Here is an 18,104-nt window from a genome sequence, read left to right as displayed (position 1 = left end):
TGCGTCAAGATGGTTATTTTGCCGCAAATCGGAGCTGCTGTGTTTATCTTCAAGGTCAAGGATCATGATGGTGGCCATGCGGAAATTCGCATTCAGGCCCTGGACTGGAGTCAGCAGGGAGAGGTGGACTTTTCCTGTAACCGGGATCATTTGGCCGTGCTACTGCTGTCGGGCTGCCGTAGCGGCGCCGGTTTTTTCGAAATGCTGGCCGGTACCAAACCCATGTATGTAGAGCAGTGGCTGGAGTATTTGCATGAAGCCGGCTCGTTGGCAGAAGTTGATGTCGACATCAAGACACCGATGGACGTGGATTACGCTGAGTTTTGCGGCTTTTCCGATGAGCAGCTCAAAAAGCTATTGGACCTGGTTTACCGGGTTGGCGGCTTTAATCGACTGCAAATCATGCGTTACCTCAAACATCGCAGTAATCCCTCGACCATGTCCACACGTTACAACGCCGAGGAATTACTGCGCTATCGCCAGTTGGGCGAATTGATTAACTACCTGGTCAAGCTGAAGACACAGCCCGTCGGCTGAAGCCGTCCAGATCGGTGGGCCTGGCAATCAGGTACCCCTGGATACCGTCGATATACATGGTATCGAGTGTGCGTTTTTGCTCCGGAGTTTCGACCCCCTCGGCAATTACCTGACAACCGAGGCGCTGGGCCAAATCCACTATCATGCGCACAAACTGTTGATTGGCACTGTCATCCTGCAAGTGCTTGACCAACTGTGCATCCAGCTTGATGTAATCGGGCTTGAGTTCCTTGATCTGCCGGAAAGAGCCATAACCATGACCAAACTTGCTGATGGCCGAACGGGCACCACAGCGGCGGAGCATCTCTATCAGTCGTTTTCCCGCGACCAGCTGGTATTCGAGAATGTGTTCATCCAGCTCGAACACCAGGGAGGAGGTCACATTCACATCCCGCAGCAGGATGCGCTCAAGCCAGATAACAAAGGAAGGGTGTTGCAAACTGGCCGGGGTGAGGTTGATCGCCCAGCGTTGGGTCGACAGGTTTTTTGTTGCGATACGATGAATCGCCGTTTCGATGATTTTTCGTTCAAAATGCATCGACAAATCGAGCCGCTGCAGCATGGCAAAGACGGTGGAGCTGGGATACCAGCCGTCGGTTTCATTGGGGAAGCGTGACAATATTTCATTGTAGCCGGGTTGATCCGCGCGTTTGAACTGGACGGGTTGCACCATAAGGTGGATACGCTCTTCTTCCAGGATGGCTTCAAGCCGCTGTCGCCACTGGGTTTCACCGAGATCCTTGTCGTCCTCGTTCTTATGGACCACTTGCCAGCTGTTGGGCTCATTGACCTGGGCGTGGGCGAGGGCGGAATCGACACGCACCAGGACCTGTTCCGGAGATTGGCCGGGCAGCAGCTGGGTGAACCCCATATAGGCGGTACAATCCAGCCCATGCAGGTGTTGGTAGTGGTTGAAGTCCTGATGTAACTGGGTACCCAGGGATTGCGCCAATGGATCGCACTGGCCTTTGATCAGCACGGCGATGTCGGTGCCCGTGGTACGATAGGCCTTGGCACCCAGCATAGGCTGGATGGCTTTGCGCACTATGCGGGTAATGTCCTGCAGGTACTGATCGCCGGCCTGGTGATCGAGACGGTTGTTGATTTCGTTCAGGGCGGTGGCTCGAATCATCAGCAAGGTGGAAACAGCCAGCTTATTCTCATCATTCAGCAGTTGGGTCAGGTCACGCCGGAACGCATAACGATTACCCAGGTTGGTCAGGCTGTCTTGATGGCTTTGCTGATGGGCTTCGCTCAGTTGTTGTTGCAGTGTTTCTATCTGGTTTTGATAGGCTTGATGCCACTGGATAATGCTTTGTTCCAGCGGGGTATCCCCGGTGGCCAGCTCCGGATCAGTATTGACGATCAGATCGTGCAAATGCTGCTCATGCCTCTGGTGTTCTTTTGACCAGCGGACGTAGAGGCCGATAAACAACATCAGGCTGATGACCATTAACGGCAGGGACAGGGATAGCCAGTAGCGGGTGGCAAAGTGGGTGTCGAGTTGGTAAAAAAACGGAGTTTCTCCCACTATCAGCTGCTTGGTTTCTGCGGCGCTCCCAAACCACCAGGCGGAGGATTGGGGCGGCAGGGGCTGTTCGTAAGAAAATTGGGCAATACCGGGAAGGGACGAAACCCGATCCTGTTCAGCGGAACTCAACCAGGCCGTCAGGTTGGCGGCCGTTTCCTGTTCATGGTGTGCAAGGAGCCGATAACCGCCCCACCAGGGCAATAACAGGCCCGTCAGCACGGAAATAAGCGCCGCCAAGATCAATATTTGATTAAAAGTACGGGATTCCCGCATAAATATTCATCCTTGTATTCAAGTGGTGTCTCTGAGCAGGTCGCTGAATTAACAATAGAATACGGACGCAGAATATCATCCTAGTACTCAAATGACATAGCAAAGAACCGGCAGAATTAAGAATAGAATAAAAAAGCGGTGAGGCGTAAGGGGATTTGTGACTAAAATCGTGTGAGAGATGGCTCCCCCTGCTGGACTTGAACCAGCGACATACGGATTAACAGTCCGCCGTTCTACCGACTGAACTAAGGGGGAACAACTTGTAACTCTTTAAACCTGAAAAATGGCTCCCCCTGCTGGACTTGAACCAGCGACATACGGATTAACAGTCCGCCGTTCTACCGACTGAACTAAGGGGGAACAACTTGTAACTCTTTAACCTGAAAAGTGGCTCCCCCTGCTGGACTTGAACCAGCGACATACGGATTAACAGTCCGCCGTTCTACCGACTGAACTAAGGGGGAAGAGGCATCCCTTGAATGCGAGGCGCATGTTAATGTCTGCCCCTGGGGCTGTCAACACCGAAACCGGCTTTCCTTGGCAAATCAGTCTGTTTGCTGCAAGAATGTGCAGGCTCGGTCGATTTCTGCAGCAACCAGCCCGGTTTTTTGCTACGGGTTGTTACCATTACCTGTGTGTCGTCCCCTTCTCTTCCATCTGTAATTTACACAGGGGCTAGAGGGGGGATTGCCACGCTATTGGACCGCGGCGAACGAAAAGTGTTGATATTCGTCGCTGTGATGCTGGCCCATTACGGCATGACTCCGTTGAATGCCGGCAACTCACGCTCTGGCAGCCTGAGCCTCCCGAAGCTGGCCATCTCAAGGTCTTGCTGCGCCATCTGGATGCCCTGGAGAAAGACCATCAGCGTGAGCTGAACCGCCAGGAGGCGTGCGAGCAAGTAGCGACATCGGCCAGGGTGTGGAAATCCATCCACGACATGTTGGTTACGCTGCAGTGGAAAATCGTCGCGCTGGAGCAGGAGAACGACGAGCACATAGATAGCCCCCCCGTCTGCGCAAGCACCGTCAAACTCGCATCGGCATCAAGGGCGTTGGTCCTGTGGTATCCCGGGAAATGACTTGTCTGTTTCCCGGCAGAGACGACAACAGCGCTAAGCAGGTGTCCGCCTATCTTGGTCTAATCTCCAGACTGGTCGAGTCAGGCAAATACAAAGGACATACCAAACTGAGCAAGACAAGGCCGGCGAGGATCAGGGCAAAGCGGTAAATAACAGTTCCTAATGGTGCTACAGACATCAGGCTCAAACGCAGATCCACCGTGAGGACATGACGCGCGATTGTTTCAACCCACTGGGAACCTTCACTGGATGTTCGGTTGGGTTGAAACACCTTGTCACGGCGAGCATGCTCCCCCCTGGCGCGGAGGGGCTGCTTATCGAATCCTGACTTCGGTCTCGGCATGGTGCGGTATTTGTATCAGTTATGTGCATGGAGACGGTGTCAGCCAGTATCTACAATCCGGACCTAAGACAGCAAAAGAAGCGCTTGCTGACCAAAGGAAAAAACAAGATGCAGGCGCTGGGCGCAGCGATGCGCAATGGGGAGCAGATTTGTTACGGTGTCGTCAATCACCAGCAGCAATATCGGCCTCAAATATCGATATAAATAGCTGCTCGAGACTGGTTATAAGAGAGGGTCTCTACATACTGCATCGACCGGGCAAGGCACACGGACATGCCCGGGCCCCCTTGGAGGAGGGGGAGCAATGGAGCTACCAGGGAGGAGCATGGCGAGTCGCGTTCGGTTCTGATCTCGGCAGTATAATAAAAAGCAGTTATTTATTTCACGTTATCATCTGTTTGCCATATTCTCGTCGAACAGGTGCTTTCCGTTGACGGCAAGGTAATAGGTAATATCTGCACCATGGCGCGTATTTTTTATATTTTTATTGTGGCTGTTAGTATAAAAAACAGTTTAACTGAGCATGGAAGCTATTTTTTTGACTCCTTCCAGAATAATATTTCACTCTGCTAGCTGGCCAATAGGCTACCCTCCATATAATCTGCTGATGATGTGATATAAACCCCTGTTTTTACAAGATTTTAACAAACTATATTGTATATGGTTCATGACATTGTCATATAAATAAGCTTATAGTGGTTATCACCAAGGTTAATTATTTTTCTGACAAGCTTGTCAGAAATAGTTGCAGTATTGAACCATGCTATATGTGCTGCACATTCAATATCTAACAACTATTGATACAGTCTGGTATACAGTCGAGAGAGCAAAGGAGTGAATTTGATGACACAAAAGAAAATTGCATTAGTAACCGGCGCTGCCGGAGGTATTGGTACCGAAATATGTCGTCAGTTAGCTAATAATGGATTTAGAGTGGTTGCTACCCATAGACCCGGAAAGGCGGAGCAGGCACAGGCCTGGCTGCAGGAACAAAACCTCGCTGATCAAGATATCAAACTGTTAGCCCTGGATGTTGCGGATCATGAAGGCGTCAGCCAGGCACTGGGTGAATTACTCAAAGCTGAAGGGCGAATCGATGTACTGGTTAATAACGCCGGTATTACCCGTGATTCCGTTTTCAAGAAAATGACACTCGAGCAATGGCGCGATGTTATGTCCACCAACCTGGACAGCCTGTTCAGTGTCAGTCAGCCGGTTTTCAACGCCATGTGTGAACAGGGCGGCGGTCGTATTATTAACATCTCCTCGGTCAATGGTCTGAAAGGGCAGTTCGGCCAGGTCAACTATTCTGCCGCCAAAGCAGGCATGATTGGTTTTACCAAGGCGCTGGCCGCCGAAGGCGCCCGCTTTGGCGTGTGTGTCAATGCCGTCGCGCCGGGGTATACCGCGACGCCCATGGTGACGGCGATCCGTGAAGATGTACTTGACTCAATCAAGGCCACCATTCCCCTCAAACGTCTTGCCACCACAGAAGAAGTTGCCGGTGCGGTATTGTACCTGGCCGGTGAACACGGCGGTTATGTCACAGGTGAAACCCTGTCTGTCAACGGCGGCCTGTATATGCAATAAGGGTATGGACCCTCGCGATCGACTTTTTATTCCTAATTAAATAAGAGTGAGCATAACCCATGTCTGAACCTGTTTATATTGTTGCAGCCAAACGTACTCCTATCGGCAGCTTTTGCGGCGCCCTGAAATCCGTTCCTGCCGCCCAGCTGGCCGGTGTTGCCATCAAAGGCGCCCTGGAGCAGGCCAATTTGTCCCCCGAGCTGGTCAATGAAGTGATCGTCGGTAATGTGGTCGGGGCCGGCCAAGGCATGGGCGTGGGCCGTCAGGCCGCGCTGGCCGCCGGTATTCCCGTGGGTGTGCCCGCCTACAGCCTGAACATGGTTTGTGGCAGCGGCATGAAAACCCTGATGGACGCCTGTGCCCATATCAAGGCCGGTGATGCGGAGATAGTGGTTGCTGCCGGTTGTGAAAACATGTCGCAAATTCCGTTTGTTGCCAAGGGTGACCTGCGTAACGGCAACAAGATGGGTGATATGACCCTGGCTGATCTGCTGATCAGCGATGGTCTGACCGATGTCTTTAACAAATATCATATGGGCGTGACCGCCGAGAACGTGGTTGCACAGGAAGGCATTACCCGTGCCGACCAGGATGCCCTGGCTGTGGCCAGTCAGACGAAGGCCGTGGCAGCCATTGAGGCCGGTTATTTCAAGGCCGAAATCGTGCCGGTTGAAGTGAAAGGCCGCAAAGAAACGGTTGTGGTAGATACCGATGAATATCCCAAGGCCGGTACCACCACCGAGACCCTGGGCAAGCTACGTCCGGCATTCAAGGCCGATGGTTCCGTGACCGCCGGTAATGCCTCTGGCATCAACGATGGCGGCAGCGCCATCATCCTTGCCAGCAAATCTGCCGTAGAGCGTCTGGGACTGACGCCGCTGGCCGAAGTGGCCGCCTATGGCCAGGGTGGCGTGGCGCCCGAAGTCATGGGGCTGGGTCCGGTTCCCGCCATTGAGCAGGCCCTGACCCGCGGCAACCTGAAACTGGCCGACATTGAGCGTCTGGAACTGAATGAGGCCTTTGCCGGCCAGGCACTGGGTGTGGTCAGCCAGCTGTCCGCCCAGCACGATATTTCCCAGCCGGCTCTGCTGGAGAAGACCAACGTGAACGGCGGCGCTATTGCCCTGGGCCACCCCCTGGGGGCGTCCGGCAACCGTATCCTGGTTACCCTGCTGTATGAACTGCAGCGCAGCGGTGCCGGCCTGGGTCTGGCCTCACTCTGTGTCGGTGGGGGCATGGGTACCGCGGTTATTCTTAAGAAAGTGTAACCGATTGTAAATCAATGATATGAATGTCGCTAAAAACCTGAATATTTGGTTCCGTATACCGGCTCTCCTTATGAGGGCCGCTAATAACGCTGTTGTTAGGGCATCTTTCAGCCATGGCGAACAGTGGAGCCTCTAAGGAATGTAGCGTCGCCTTCTATCCAGAAATATATCCCCGGAATGGGGGTCATGGGTAGGGTCTATTTTTAATACCAGGAGTTGGCAATGTATACCGATATGTTTAAAACCTTTAACGATCAGTCTGAAAAAGCCTTTGGCCCCGTGGTGAAATTCAACCAGCTGGTCACCAAGAACTTTACCGACCTGACCAACCTGCAGTTGGATGCGGCACGCCAGTATGCCGAAATCGGCTTGTCCCAGCTGCAAGTCAGCGCCCAGGTTAAAGATGTGCAGTCGCTGATGGCCAGCAGCTCCAAGCAATTGGAAACCATGACCAGGATAAGCCAGCAAATGATTGAAGACGGTAAAAAAGTGGCTGAATTGGCACAGGAGTTTAAAGCCGGCGTCGAAGCCCTGGTTGCAGAATCCCAGAAAAAATAACGTCCTGTCATTACATTGCCCCCCTTCCTGGGGGGCCATATCAATATCAGGGAGGAACAATGGAACAGAACAGTAACCAGGGTGCAGATCCCATTCGCCATTTTTTCCAGTGGAACGAGCAGATGTGGTCTGAGATGCAGCGGGAGCGGCTGGGTGATAATCCGGTTACTCAGGCTTTATCGGAATTGAATTCTCAGGATCTTGCCGCTTTTTATGAGTCCGTGGCTTCAAACCCGGCGCATTTATTTGACGTGCAGATGCAGTGGTGGCAGGGACAGCTGGCTATTTGCCAGAATGCCTTTGGCAAAAGCATGGGCCTGGACAGCACCAGCATCGTTGAAGATCCGCCAGGAGATCGCCGTTTCCAGTACAAGGCCTGGAAAGACGAGCCCAATTTTGACTTCTTGCGTCAGTCCTATCTGCATTTTGCCAAATCATTGATGAAGACTCTGGATGCCATCGAGGGTTTGTCCGAGCCGGTGCGTCAACGTCTGGCTTTTTTCTTTCGTCAGACCATCAATGCGCTTTCGCCGACCAACTTTATCTGGAGCAATCCCGAGGTGCTGCAGCGCACCCTGGAAGAGAAAGGAGCGAACCTGGTTAAAGGCGTGCAGCTGTTCCAGGAAGATCTGGCTGCCAGCGGGGAGTTGTTGAAGATACGCATGACCAAGCGCTCGGCCTTTGTCCTCGGCGAGGACCTGGCGACCACCCCGGGCGAAGTGGTGTTCAGAAACGATATCTTTGAACTAATCCAGTATAAGGCCAGCACCGAGTCTGTTTTCCAGACCCCGTTGCTGATTATTCCGCCTTTCATCAATAAATTTTATATTCTGGACCTGAAAGAGCAGAATTCCCTGGTGCGCTGGCTGAGAGATCAGGGACATACGGTCTTCCTGATGTCCTGGCGCAACCCGGGCAAAGGGCAGGCCGATATCGGCTTTCAGGACCTAATCCATAGCGGCACCATGGAAGCCATCCGGGTGATAGAACAGATCACCAGCGAAAAAGAAGTCAATGCTATCGGCTACTGTATCGGCGGTACCTTGTTGGCCTCGACCATGGCCCTATATGCCGCCCGCCGGATGAAGCCGCGGGTGAAAAGTGCGACTTTCCTGACCACCTTGCTGGATTTTACCCAGCCGGGGGAAATCGGTGTCTTTATCAATGATCCCGTGATTAGGGCCATGGAACTGATGAACGATGCCGAAGGCTTTTTCGATGGACGCCAGATGGCGGTGACGTTCAGCCTGTTACGGGAAAACAGCCTGTACTGGAATTACTATATCGACAACTACCTGAAGGGTGAAGAGCCCTCCGATTTCGATATCCTCTACTGGAACAGTGACAGTACCAACCTGAGTGCTGCCTGTGCCCGCTTCCTGTTGCGCGAGCTGTACCTAAACAACAGCCTGAGCCGTGGCGGTGAAGTGAGGGTGGGCAACTTCGGCCTGGATCTGGCCAAGGTGAAGACCCCCAGCTTCTTCCTGTCCACCAAGGATGATCACATTGCCCTGTGGGATGCGACCTTCAAAGGCGCCGGCTTGCTGGGAGGGGAGAGCACCCTGGTGTTGGGTGAATCCGGACATGTCGCCGGTGTGGTTAATCCACCGGGCAAGAACAAATACGGGTACTGGACATCGGATCAGCGTTTCGAGGATGCCGAGTCCTGGCTGGCCGGTGCCACTCGTGCCGCCGGTTCCTGGTGGCCCCATTGGCAGCAGTGGGCGACCCCTTATCTGGGAGATCAGCAGGTCGCAGCCCGTGAAGTGGGCAGCGAGGAATACCCGGCCTTGATGGCCGCACCCGGTCGTTACGTGCAGCAGACGCTGCCGATCGAAGAATAACGATTGCTGGGACCCGGGTCACCGCCCTTGCGGGCGGTTTTTTTAGGCGCTTTGTCACCCGGGGGGCGATATTCCGTGTTCGGCTATTGAGCCCCGGACGCAGATCATGGATCATGAGCGTTTGAATTAAGTCATCCCCGAGGTGTATGAATGAGTCAGGCGGACCACAGTCCCAGCAATTTTATTCGCCAAATCATCGACGAAGATTTGGCCAGTGGTAAACATCAGTCGGTGCATACGCGTTTTCCACCAGAGCCTAATGGCTACCTTCATATCGGTCACGCCAAATCCATCTGCCTGAACTTTGGTGTTGCCCAGGATTACCAGGGGCAGTGTAACCTGCGCTTTGATGATACCAACCCGGAAAAGGAAGATGTCGAGTACGTCGAGTCCATTAAGCAGGATGTCAGCTGGCTGGGCTTCTCCTGGAGCGGGGATATCTGTTATTCATCCAATTATTTCGATAGCTTGTATGGCTATGCAGTTGAATTGATTGAAAAAGGCTTGGCTTATGTCGATGAGTTGACACCTGATCAAATCCGAGAATACCGGGGTACCCTGACCACTCCCGGGCGTAATAGCCCCTATCGGGACAGATCCGTGGAAGAAAACCTTGAACTGTTTACCCGCATGCGTGCCGGTGAATTCAAGGAGGGAGAGGCCTGTCTGCGTGCCAAAATCGATATGGCTTCCTCCTTTATGGTGATGCGGGATCCGGTGATCTACAGGGTGCGTTTTGCCCATCATCACCAGACCGGTGACAAGTGGTGCATCTATCCCATGTATGACTTCACTCACTGTATCTCCGATGCCATCGAAGGGATCACTCATTCCCTGTGCACCCTGGAATTCCAGGATAACCGCCGGCTGTATGACTGGGTGCTGGACAACATCAGCATTGAGTGTCATCCGCGTCAGTACGAGTTCTCCCGGCTGAACCTGGAATACACAGTGATGTCCAAACGCAAGCTGAACCAGCTGGTGGTTGAAGGTCATGTAGACGGCTGGGACGATCCCCGTATGCCGACCATTTCCGGGCTGCGTCGACGCGGCTATACGCCGGCGTCCATCCGCGAGTTTTGTCGGCGTATCGGCGTGACCAAGCAGGACAATACGGTCGAGATGGGTATGCTCGAAGCCTGTATTCGTGACGATCTCAACGAAAATGCCCCCCGTGCCATGGCGGTGCTGCGTCCGGTACGAGTCGTGATCGAAAATATGGCGGCAGGGGAGCCTGAAATATTGATGGCGCCGAATCATCCCAACAAGCCGGAGATGGGCAGCCGTGAGTTGCCGTTTACCCGCGAAATCTTTATCGACCAGGATGATTTCCGCGAAGAAGCCAATAAAAAGTACAAGCGTTTGGTGTTGGGCAAGGAAGTCAGGTTGCGTAATGCCTATGTGATCAAGGCCGAACGGGTGGAAAAGGATCAGCTGGGTAATATCACCACCATCTATTGCAGTTATGATCCGGATACCCTGGGCAAGGACCCGGCCGATGGCCGCAAGGTGAAAGGGGTCATTCACTGGGTTTCTGCAACTGAAGGCTTGCCCGCGACAATACGCCTCTATGATCGTCTGTTCAGCGTTCCCAATCCGGGTGCAGCCGAGTCCTTTGAGGCCGCGCTTAACCCTCAATCCCTGCAGGTGCTGGCCCAGGCGGTAGTGGAGCCATCCTTGCTGGGGGCAGATCCTGAGCGAGCCTATCAGTTCGAGCGAGAAGGATACTTCTGTCGGGACAGCAAGTCCGATGGACTGGTGTTCAACCTGACCGTGGCCTTGCGCGATTCCTGGGGTAAGGCAGAAGGCTGAGCCTGACCGTCACCGAGCTTGAAGCCAAGCCGCGCCTGTCGCGGCTTTTTTAGCGCTGCCAGTCATCCACTAAAAAGCCGCAGAGATTGCGGCTTTTTAGTGGATGACTGGCTAGTATGGCTTATTGTTATTCGTCGCTATCATTATGATCACATTGATCATTGAGGCAATGGCCATAGAGATACAGGCTGTGGTTGGTCAGCTTGATATTGTAGTGGCTGGCGATCTCGCGTTGGCGCTGCTCAATCATTTCATCGTGAAACTCAATAACCTTGCCACAATCCAGGCATACCAGGTGGTCATGATGTTCCTGGGTGGCTAATTCGAAGACGGATTTTCCTCCTTCAAAGTGGTGGCGGGTGACGATACCGGCATCGTCAAACTGGTTGAGCACCCGATAGACGGTCGCCAGGCCAATCTCTTCGCCATGTTCGATCAGCAACTTGTACAGATCTTCTGCACTCACATGCTGGGTCTCGGGCTGCTGCAGCAGTTCCAGTATTTTGACCCTGGGCAGGGTAACTTTCAGCCCGGCTTTTTTCAGCGCCTGGTTATTATCAGCCATAAAGATAAATGTTCGTATTTCGTTTGGGTATTGCTTTTATTGTGCTTGTTCAGCCACGCAAAGGCAACCCGAATCTGGTGCCGGCGCTCAGGAACTGGCCGGGATGGTCTCGTTAGGGTCAAGGGTGTGCTTGGCGCCGGCGATGTCATCTATTTTTCACGGCAAACATTTGCTAACGTGACCCGAATGATTAACTGGTCGGATGAGAAAGATGAGGTTGGTATTTGCTCGCCCTCGCCTGTTAAAGGCATTACTCAACCTGTGGCCGCCTTTTTGGGGGGCAGGAATATGTATCGAAGCCATCAGTCCGGATTATAGCTATTGTCGGGTTGCCCTGGTATTACGCTGGTGGAACAAGAATGCCAACCGGACCCAATATGGCGGCAGTCTGTTTTCGATGACGGATCCCGTCTATAGCATGATGCTGATGGCGGTTCTGGGGCCGGATTATTACATCTGGGACAGGGCGGCTCAGATCACCTTTATGAAACCGGGGAGGGGAAGGGTGTTGGCTGAGTTTCGTTTGAGTCGTGAACGTATCGATGAAATCCGTCGCGCCACCGATGGAGGAGATAAATATTTTCCTGTTTTTCGTATTAATCTAGTTGATGAGCATGGTGGGCTGGTCGCCGAGGTTGAGCGGACGCTATATGTGCGCAAAAAAAGAACAATTTCAAGGAAATCCAAGACATTAAGCAAAATTTCCTAATGTCATGCTCTATAAAATAATTTGTGGTTTTACGAGGTTTTCGTCCATACTTAGAACGCCTAATGTGGTCATTTTGACTCCCAATAAAAACAAGGAGCAGGTAATGCGTAATAAGAAAATGTTGATGGGTGGTATTGTAAGTGCTTTGTTGCTGGCTGGTTGTAGCTCCAATGATGCCCTGGAAAGCAAGGTAGATAGCCTGGCTCAGGACATTCAAGCTGTTCAGCAAGGTCAGCAGATGAACTCTTCCAAGATCGACCGTCTGGCCGCCGATGTAGCTGAAGCCCGTGCTTCTGCCGATCGTGCCAACTCCCGTCTTGACCAAATGGGCCGTTACACCAAGTAATATAATGGCTTTACGTAAAAAAGGCCTGACAATGTCAGGCCTTTTTTATTGGATAACAAATTAGTTGTACAGCTGACCGATCATCTTGGGCATGCCTTGCTGCTGTTTGATGATTTCATCGACCTGTTGCTGGTCGATACCCTGTTCAAGCAGGGAAACCACAGGGGTCAGATCCAGCGGAGCACCCGCTTCGCCCGATGGGGTCAAGGGTTCATGCACTTCCATAAAGGTCTGGCCGTATTGATCCGTGCTGACCTTCAGGGCCTGGTTGACGATTTGTACCGGGGTACCCTTGTCAACCTGGGCAAACAGCCATTCCACATGCTCCGGATACATGCGGATACAGCCGGCACTGGCACGTAAACCGACATCCAGGGGATCGTTGGTACCGTGGATCAGGTATTCACCGCGTCCGTATGCCAGGCGCATGGCATATTCACCCAGGGGGTTATCCGGTCCGGCAGGCACCACGGCTGGCAGGGGCTGGCCTTTGGCTTCATATTCCTTGCGGGTGGTGGCTGTCGGGGTCCAGGTCGGATTTTTGCGCATCTGGCTGATCTGGGTGTTCATCTCGGGAGTTTCACGCCCGACCCGTCCAATACCGATGGGGAAGACATGAACTTGTTCGCCATTGTCCGGGTAATAGTACAACCGCAGTTCGGCCAGGTTGATAACTATTCCCTTGGTCGCGGCTTTGGGCAGCAACAGCTGGTTGGGAATAGTGACCTTGTCGCCTTCCCGCAGCAGGAAGAGGTCTTTCCCTGGGTTGGCGGCCATGATTAGAATGGGGCTGACGCCGTAATATCTGGCCAGGCCAGCCAGGTTGTCGCCATCCTGGACTATGTGCGATACCACCTGGCCGACCGGCTGACCCCTGTCTTCCGGCAGGTTGAGGGTAGGCACCTGGGCCTGGGCCAGCCAAGCGGGAACCAGTAGTAATAGAAATAAACGTTTGAACATGCGTACTTTACTCTTTTTATGTTGCTTGAAAGCCTATCCGTGATGAACGGCAGTATTTTTCTTCGAAACTGCTGCGCGACTACGGGGTATTTTAAGGCCTGTTTAACTTTTAACCAAACACAAAAAAGGGACGCATTACAGCATCCCTTAAGCAGACCGGATTGTGGGTGTTATGCTTCCAGTTCTTTCAGACACATTTCTTCGTAGATCTGTTTGCACCAGGCCTTGACCCTGTCTTGGGTCAGCTCTGGCTGGCGGTCTTCGTCGATGCCCAGGCCGATGAAGTTGGCATCGTCGGCCAGGGCCCGGGAAGCTTCGAAGTCATAACCTTCGGTTGGCCAATGACCGATGATGATGGCGCCCTTGGGCTCAATGATGTCCTTCAGGGTACCCATGGCGTCGAGGAAGTATTCGGCATAGTCCTCCTGATCGCCGCATCCGAACAGGGCGACCAGCTTGTCATTAAAATCGATTTGCTCAAGCTCGGGGAAGAAGTCATCCCAATCTGCCTGAGACTCACCATAGTACCAGGTCGGGATACCCAGCAGCAGCAAATCGAAACCGGCGATATCTTCTTTGGTGCTTTTGGCGATATCGTGTACTTCAACCAGGTGCTTGCCCAGTTCTTTCTGGATCATCTTTGCCACGGCTTCGGTATTGCCGGTATCGCTTCCAAAAAACAGACCTACACTTGCCATAATTATGCTGTACCTGTCGAAAAGTGTGTTGCAGACCCTCTGGCCTAGTCTAAATCCTGTTGCTTCAGCTGTTGCAACAGGAGCGAATAAATAAGCTCAGCCCGGCTGAGTTGCCGCTTGGCTGCCAGTACATTGAGTTGACTCAGCAGTTGTTCATCGACCTTGAGTTCGATGCGACTGAGGCCACGCTCACGATCCCGTTTTAGCTGATTACGTTTATTGAGTTTTAACTGGGCTTGGCGGGGCAGGGGGTTGGTTTTTGGCCTGCCAGGCCGGCGTTCGTCGGCAAACAAGTCCAGCGTGGTTCTGTCTGTATCCTGTTTGGCCATGGGTCAACCGAGTCCGTTTCCTTCCCAGGTGAGCTCTATGATGCCCTTGGCGACAAAGCCGGCACATCCCACGAATAATACCAACCAGACAATAAAACGGCCAAACTTGGGGACATTGCCCCGTTTGAGCACATCCTGAATGGCCAAGCCGATCAGCAGAAAAATGACCACAAAAAACAGTTTGAGGCCAATGCTTTCCAGCAGCTCGATTTGTTCAAATGACATTATCTTGCCTACCCATTGAAATTCGCAGCACTATACCATAAAGGATTCGAGCCTGTTAACTGGCCTGGGCCAGGAAATCCTGTACCAGCCGGTTAAACAGCTGGGGCTTTTCCGCATGCAGCCAGTGCCCGGTGCCCGGGATTATCCGTACCTTGGCGGCGGGGAATTGCGCCAGCACCTCGGGTTGGTATTCCGGCAGCAGGTAATCCGAGTCTCCTCCCTTGATAAACAGGATGGGCCCGGCATAGCTCAGCCCATTTTCGGACCAGCCGATAATATCCTGATAATGGGCGACAAGGGCCTGTAGGTTAAAACGCCAGCTCTCCGGTGCTCCCGTCACAAAGGATTTCAGTAAAAACTGCCGTACGCCGGCTTCTTCGATATGCCGGGCCAGGATCCGGTCGGCCTCCTGCCGGTCTTTGGCACCCTCCTGCTGCACCGCCAACAGGCCCCGAAATACCGCATCGTGACGGGCCTGCCGGTAGGCGACCGGCGCTATGTCCGCCGCCACCAGCCTGCTGACCCGTTCCGGCGCCAGCTTGGCGGCCATCATGGCTATCTTGCCCCCCATGGAATGCCCGACGATGGCAGCCTTTTCCAGCTCCAGCTGGTCCATCAGTGCCAGTACATCCGAGGCCATCTCCTGGTAACTCATGGTGTCCGTTCGGGGAGACAGGCCATGGTTGCGTACATCGACGGCGATGACGTCATGCATGGTCGAGAGTACCCGGTTTACCCCGTTGAGGTTGTCCAGGTTGCCGAACAGACCATGGATCAGCAGCACTGGGCTGCCTGTTCCCTGGCGGCGATAGTTGAGTGGCGGGGTCAGTGAAGCGTTAAATGACATACCTAGTATCCTTCAAACAGAGTGACGCTATTGTTGCCTTGTCCGGGATAGGGTGCAAGCGCTTGGGCAAGGGCATAAGCCTATGTATAATTGGGCTCCATTATTGGGAGTGGACATGTCAACAAACACTATGAAAACCATAGAGGTAGATGAAGAGCTGTATCGCTATATTGCCAGCAATACCCGGCATATAGGGGAAAGTGCATCCGATATTTTGCGGCGGTTACTCAAGCTGGATGAGCAATTGGCCCGGGTTCGGCAGCAGCCGTCCTCACCGGCGACGCCATCTCAGGGGATTCAGAAAATGCTGGAGCAAGGCGAGCTGGCCAGGCAAGAAGCAGCCATCGATCGCTTTATGTTGATATTGTCCGAACTGTACAAGGAAAACCCGGCGGCGTTCGCCCAGGCAAGTGATATTAAAGGGCGTAAACGTATTTACTTTTCTGATTCAGAAGAGTCCTTGCTTGCCGCCGGCAACACCACCAAACCCAAGGCCATCGCCGGCAGTCCCTATTGGGTTATCACCAATACCAATACCGGCCGCAAGCGCAATATCATCGCCCAGCTGATGGCCGCCATGGGGTATTCTCATGGGCTGATAGAGCAGGTCTGCCAAAGTATTTGATCTCCATTAAGGACAGTTATGACTATACACCCCAGAGCAGGGATGCCGGCGAGTACCGAGGACCTGGTCAATATTCCTCGTTTGATGACGGCTTATTATCAGCTGGCGCCCGATGCCAATGTCTCATCCCAACGGGTATCCTTCGGTACATCCGGCCATCGGGGATGTGCCCTGGACGCGAGCTTCAACCAGCGACATATCTGGGCAATCTGCCAGGCAGTGGCGGAGTACCGGCAACAGGAAGGACTGAATGGCCCCCTGTTTCTGGCCATGGACACCCATGCCCTGTCGGAAGCGGCCTGGGGCAGCGCGTTGGAAGTGCTGGTGGCCAACGGCCTGGAAGTCAGGGTTCAGGCGGGACAGGGATATACCCCGACCCCGGTGATCTCCCATGCCATCCTCAACCATAACCGGCTGCACCAGAACGCCCTGGCAGACGGCATTGTGATCACTCCTTCCCATAATCCTCCCCGGGACGGTGGTATCAAATACAATGGGCCCGATGGCGGTCCGTCTTCCACCGAGGCCACCGGCTGGATCCAGGCCCGCGCTAATCGGCTGATCGCCGATGACTGCAGGGAGGTGCGCCGGTTACCCTTCGCCGAGGCCCTGGCCCGGGCGGTGCAATACGATTACATCACGCCTTATGTGGCCGAGCTGGATCAAGTCATCGACATGGCGGCCATCCGCCAAGCCGGTATCAGGGTCGGCATCGATCCCCTGGGTGGTTCCGGTATGGCCTACTGGTCACGGATTGCCGAGTGTTACGGGCTGGATATCACAGTGGTCAATCAGAGCCAGGATCCGACGTTTGGCTTCATGTCACTGGATCATGACGGCAAGATCCGCATGGACTGCTCCAGCCCTTACAGCATGACGAAGCTGCTGGCCTTGAAGGACAGTTTTGATATCGCCTGTGGCAATGATCCGGATTATGACCGCCACGGCATAGTGGATAGTGAAGGGCTGATGAACCCCAACCACTACCTGGCGGTGTGTATTCATTACCTGTTTACCCACAGGACCCAATGGCCGGCGACCCTGGCGGTGGGCAAGACCCTGGTATCCTCTTCCATAATCGACCGGGTTGCGGACAGTCTGGGGCGCTCGCTGATGGAAGTGCCAGTCGGCTTTAAGTGGTATGTGGCCGACCTGGTGGAAGGGCGGCTGGGCTTTGTTGGTGAAGAAAGCGCCGGTGCCTCTTTTCTGCGCAGGGACGGCCGGGTATGGAGCACCGACAAGGATGGCTTTATACCTTCGCTGCTGGCGGCGGAAATCCTGGCGGTGACCGGACTGACCCCGCATCAGTATTATGCCAGGCTGACCAGTGAGCTGGGCGACCCTGTCTACCGCCGTTTGGATGCTCCCGCCAACCAGGCACAGAAACAGGTATTGGCCAGCCTGAATGCCGATGATATCAAGGCTGACACCCTGGCCGGTGATGCCATCACTGCTACCCTGACCCGGGCACCCGGCAACAATGCCTCCCTGGGGGGACTCAAGGTGACTACCGAGCAGGGCTGGTTCGCGGCCCGCCCCAGCGGTACCGAACAGGTGTACAAGATCTATGCCGAGAGCTTCCGCGATAAGGAGCACCTCGAGCGTCTGATTGACGAGGCCAGACAGCTGGTGAGCGGTGCCTTTGCCAGGGCCGGCGTCTAACACCAATGACATTAACAATCTGATCAGGGTTTTGGGTTGCCCCTAGAGGCACTATAGCCGCCTCCCACGATACGCTACGAGTACATCCATGGCGGTCAGGTCCTGTGCTGAGCGTTACAGGGCGGTGTTTGAGCGTGTCGGTGCAGTGGGCCCTTTGTCCGAGGTATGGCAGTCAAATTGATCGCATGTTTAATGCGATGGGTTTAAGCCAACAGGATCAATGTCGCTGATGAGGTGCCGCTTGGAAACCAGGCGTGCACCGGGCGGCTTGATGGACCCGGAACAGTGGTAAGTCATGTTA

18 protein-coding genes and 3 tRNA genes are annotated in these 18,104 nt (G+C 53.8%); 11 read left to right on the top strand and 10 right to left on the bottom strand.

Translation table 11 applies throughout. The features are described 5' to 3' along the window. The first annotated feature begins 39 nt into the window (after positions 1–39). Positions 40–537, top strand: a complete 498-nt coding sequence (locus DCS96_RS06075) for a hypothetical protein (protein WP_116473415.1) — start codon at positions 40–42, stop codon at positions 535–537. Here DCS96_RS06075 and DCS96_RS06070 read toward each other — a convergent pair. The 4 genes from DCS96_RS06070 to DCS96_RS06055 form a co-directional block, all read right to left on the bottom strand. Then, complete coding sequence (locus tag DCS96_RS06070; RefSeq protein WP_116473414.1) at positions 509–2,341, bottom strand: EAL domain-containing protein; 1,833 nt, start codon at positions 2,339–2,341, stop codon at positions 509–511. The two genes, DCS96_RS06075 and DCS96_RS06070, sit on opposite strands and share 29 nt — an antisense overlap. A gap of 179 nt (positions 2,342–2,520) precedes the next feature. After that, positions 2,521–2,596, bottom strand: a tRNA-Asn gene (locus DCS96_RS06065). Positions 2,597–2,625: 29 nt separating this feature from the next. Beyond that, positions 2,626–2,701, bottom strand: a tRNA-Asn gene (locus tag DCS96_RS06060). Between the two features lie 28 nt (positions 2,702–2,729). Then, positions 2,730–2,805, bottom strand: a tRNA-Asn gene (locus DCS96_RS06055). 550 nt (positions 2,806–3,355) lie between these two features. Here DCS96_RS06055 and DCS96_RS19045 point away from each other — a divergent pair. From DCS96_RS19045 to glnS, 6 genes are all read left to right on the top strand, one after another. Next, on the top strand, positions 3,356–3,571 hold the full coding sequence (locus DCS96_RS19045; protein ID WP_408646006.1) for a transposase: 216 nt from the start codon (positions 3,356–3,358) through the stop codon (positions 3,569–3,571). Positions 3,572–4,608: 1,037 nt separating this feature from the next. Further along, positions 4,609–5,355 (top strand): acetoacetyl-CoA reductase, encoded by a 747-nt coding sequence (gene phbB, locus DCS96_RS06045; RefSeq protein WP_116473412.1) that lies wholly within the window; start codon positions 4,609–4,611, stop codon positions 5,353–5,355. Positions 5,356–5,414: 59 nt separating this feature from the next. Continuing rightward, a complete protein-coding gene (locus DCS96_RS06040) occupies positions 5,415–6,623 on the top strand; it encodes an acetyl-CoA C-acetyltransferase (protein ID WP_116473411.1) in 1,209 nt (402 codons plus the stop codon). A gap of 222 nt (positions 6,624–6,845) precedes the next feature. Next, complete coding sequence (locus DCS96_RS06035) at positions 6,846–7,181, top strand: phasin family protein (protein ID WP_116473410.1); 336 nt, start codon at positions 6,846–6,848, stop codon at positions 7,179–7,181. Positions 7,182–7,240: 59 nt separating this feature from the next. Then, positions 7,241–9,025 carry a class I poly(R)-hydroxyalkanoic acid synthase gene (gene phaC / locus DCS96_RS06030; protein WP_116473409.1) on the top strand — a complete coding sequence of 595 codons (1,785 nt, stop codon included), beginning with the start codon at positions 7,241–7,243 and terminating at the stop codon, positions 9,023–9,025. A gap of 150 nt (positions 9,026–9,175) precedes the next feature. After that, the gene (gene glnS / locus DCS96_RS06025; protein ID WP_116473408.1) at positions 9,176–10,837 is read left to right on the top strand and encodes a glutamine--tRNA ligase; all 1,662 of its coding nucleotides are present in this window, start codon (positions 9,176–9,178) and stop codon (positions 10,835–10,837) included. 127 nt (positions 10,838–10,964) lie between these two features. Here glnS and fur read toward each other — a convergent pair whose 3' ends face one another. Then, positions 10,965–11,402: a ferric iron uptake transcriptional regulator gene (gene fur / locus DCS96_RS06020; RefSeq protein ID WP_116473407.1), complete on the bottom strand. Its 438-nt coding sequence runs from the start codon at positions 11,400–11,402 to the stop codon at positions 10,965–10,967. 211 nt (positions 11,403–11,613) lie between these two features. On the opposite strand from fur, the gene DCS96_RS06015 reads away from it, so the two are divergent. Beyond that, positions 11,614–12,111, top strand: coding sequence for a DUF4442 domain-containing protein (locus DCS96_RS06015; RefSeq protein WP_116474548.1), 498 nt, complete (start codon positions 11,614–11,616; stop codon positions 12,109–12,111). A 103-nt stretch (positions 12,112–12,214) separates the two neighbouring features. After that, entirely contained in the window at positions 12,215–12,457 is a 243-nt protein-coding gene (locus tag DCS96_RS06010) for an LPP leucine zipper domain-containing protein (RefSeq protein WP_116473406.1), read from the top strand. Positions 12,458–12,517: 60 nt separating this feature from the next. Here the strand turns inward: DCS96_RS06010 and DCS96_RS06005 are convergent, their stop codons facing one another. From DCS96_RS06005 to DCS96_RS05985, 5 genes are all read right to left on the bottom strand, one after another. Then, on the bottom strand, positions 12,518–13,417 hold the full coding sequence (locus DCS96_RS06005; protein WP_116473405.1) for a L,D-transpeptidase family protein: 900 nt from the start codon (positions 13,415–13,417) through the stop codon (positions 12,518–12,520). A 170-nt stretch (positions 13,418–13,587) separates the two neighbouring features. Continuing rightward, positions 13,588–14,115 (bottom strand): flavodoxin FldA, encoded by a 528-nt coding sequence (gene fldA, locus DCS96_RS06000; RefSeq protein ID WP_116473404.1) that lies wholly within the window; start codon positions 14,113–14,115, stop codon positions 13,588–13,590. 44 nt (positions 14,116–14,159) lie between these two features. Further along, positions 14,160–14,444: a LexA regulated protein gene (ybfE, locus tag DCS96_RS05995; protein WP_116473403.1), complete on the bottom strand. Its 285-nt coding sequence runs from the start codon at positions 14,442–14,444 to the stop codon at positions 14,160–14,162. 3 nt (positions 14,445–14,447) lie between these two features. Beyond that, the gene (locus tag DCS96_RS05990; RefSeq protein ID WP_116473402.1) at positions 14,448–14,669 is read right to left on the bottom strand and encodes a DUF2788 domain-containing protein; all 222 of its coding nucleotides are present in this window, start codon (positions 14,667–14,669) and stop codon (positions 14,448–14,450) included. 55 nt (positions 14,670–14,724) lie between these two features. Further along, entirely contained in the window at positions 14,725–15,516 is a 792-nt protein-coding gene (locus DCS96_RS05985; protein WP_116473401.1) for an alpha/beta fold hydrolase, read from the bottom strand. A gap of 130 nt (positions 15,517–15,646) precedes the next feature. Between DCS96_RS05985 and seqA the strand changes: the two genes are divergently transcribed. Together seqA and pgm are read left to right on the top strand one after the other, a co-directional pair. After that, positions 15,647–16,141 carry a replication initiation negative regulator SeqA gene (gene seqA, locus DCS96_RS05980; protein ID WP_116473400.1) on the top strand — a complete coding sequence of 165 codons (495 nt, stop codon included), beginning with the start codon at positions 15,647–15,649 and terminating at the stop codon, positions 16,139–16,141. An 18-nt stretch (positions 16,142–16,159) separates the two neighbouring features. Next, positions 16,160–17,803, top strand: coding sequence for a phosphoglucomutase (alpha-D-glucose-1,6-bisphosphate-dependent) (pgm, locus tag DCS96_RS05975; protein ID WP_116473399.1), 1,644 nt, complete (start codon positions 16,160–16,162; stop codon positions 17,801–17,803). Positions 17,804–18,104: the final 301 nt, after the last annotated feature.

The organism is Zobellella maritima (assembly GCF_003075035.1).
Taxonomy (GTDB): Bacteria; Pseudomonadota; Gammaproteobacteria; order Enterobacterales; family Aeromonadaceae; genus Oceanimonas; species Oceanimonas maritima.
The sequence above is the reverse complement of the archived record's forward strand: the minus strand, read 5'-3'. Positions and strand labels throughout refer to the sequence as shown.

Coding starts and splice junctions, on each gene's coding strand:
- DCS96_RS06070 (WP_116473414.1), bottom strand. CDS start 2,341: ATGCGGGAATCCCGTACTTTTAATCAAATATTGATCTTGGCGGCGCTT.
- phbB (WP_116473412.1), top strand. CDS start 4,609: ATGACACAAAAGAAAATTGCATTAGTAACCGGCGCTGCCGGAGGTATT.
- DCS96_RS06040 (WP_116473411.1), top strand. CDS start 5,415: ATGTCTGAACCTGTTTATATTGTTGCAGCCAAACGTACTCCTATCGGC.
- DCS96_RS06035 (WP_116473410.1), top strand. CDS start 6,846: ATGTATACCGATATGTTTAAAACCTTTAACGATCAGTCTGAAAAAGCC.
- phaC (WP_116473409.1), top strand. CDS start 7,241: ATGGAACAGAACAGTAACCAGGGTGCAGATCCCATTCGCCATTTTTTC.
- glnS (WP_116473408.1), top strand. CDS start 9,176: ATGAGTCAGGCGGACCACAGTCCCAGCAATTTTATTCGCCAAATCATC.
- fur (WP_116473407.1), bottom strand. CDS start 11,402: ATGGCTGATAATAACCAGGCGCTGAAAAAAGCCGGGCTGAAAGTTACC.
- DCS96_RS06015 (WP_116474548.1), top strand. CDS start 11,614: ATGAGGTTGGTATTTGCTCGCCCTCGCCTGTTAAAGGCATTACTCAAC.
- DCS96_RS06010 (WP_116473406.1), top strand. CDS start 12,215: ATGCGTAATAAGAAAATGTTGATGGGTGGTATTGTAAGTGCTTTGTTG.
- DCS96_RS06005 (WP_116473405.1), bottom strand. CDS start 13,417: ATGTTCAAACGTTTATTTCTATTACTACTGGTTCCCGCTTGGCTGGCC.
- fldA (WP_116473404.1), bottom strand. CDS start 14,115: ATGGCAAGTGTAGGTCTGTTTTTTGGAAGCGATACCGGCAATACCGAA.
- ybfE (WP_116473403.1), bottom strand. CDS start 14,444: ATGGCCAAACAGGATACAGACAGAACCACGCTGGACTTGTTTGCCGAC.
- DCS96_RS05990 (WP_116473402.1), bottom strand. CDS start 14,669: ATGTCATTTGAACAAATCGAGCTGCTGGAAAGCATTGGCCTCAAACTG.
- DCS96_RS05985 (WP_116473401.1), bottom strand. CDS start 15,516: ATGTCATTTAACGCTTCACTGACCCCGCCACTCAACTATCGCCGCCAG.
- seqA (WP_116473400.1), top strand. CDS start 15,647: ATGAAAACCATAGAGGTAGATGAAGAGCTGTATCGCTATATTGCCAGC.
- pgm (WP_116473399.1), top strand. CDS start 16,160: ATGACTATACACCCCAGAGCAGGGATGCCGGCGAGTACCGAGGACCTG.